The following is a 405-nucleotide window of genomic DNA, read 5'->3' as shown; positions in this document are numbered from 1 at the left end:
AAAGATTTGTGGGCGGTATTTTGATGGCATTTTATTCTCCTTTTATTTATTCATCGTGAAATTGGTTGCTGCTACGATTAATGATGAGTGGGATTTCGTCATTATCTTGTGCATTAGGGTTGATATTGATTTGATAGCTACTGACTAGATCATAAGCAAAGGTGCCCGCTACCCATGTTATCACCGTTAGATCATTCTCTGACTGGTTAGGATCGGTTTTTTTCAGTTCGATTTTTTCAATATCGTTAAAATGGGCTTGCCATACCGCTTTGCCCATTCTTGCCAAACTGCAACGGCTTTTGGGCTATTCCGTTATATTGTGCCGTTGTTTAATTTCCGCAAGCTCTTCTTGCGATGTGGCATTAAACGCTTCAACCATCCATTCGGGCCAGCCTTGACCGTCAA

The 405-nt window shown here is 41.2% G+C and carries 1 protein-coding gene; it reads right to left on the bottom strand.

The genetic code is table 11. The annotated features are described in order from the left end of the window. Positions 1-46: 46 nt before the first annotated feature. Positions 47-286 (bottom strand): hypothetical protein, encoded by a 240-nt coding sequence (locus GQ589_RS11910; protein WP_160426472.1) that lies wholly within the window; start codon positions 284-286, stop codon positions 47-49. Positions 287-405: the final 119 nt, after the last annotated feature.

This window comes from Gilliamella sp. Pas-s27 (assembly GCF_009795865.1).
In the GTDB taxonomy this organism is placed as follows: domain Bacteria; phylum Pseudomonadota; class Gammaproteobacteria; order Enterobacterales; family Orbaceae; genus Gilliamella.
Note: the sequence above shows the minus strand (reverse complement) of the source record. Positions and strands in the feature narration are given on the sequence as shown.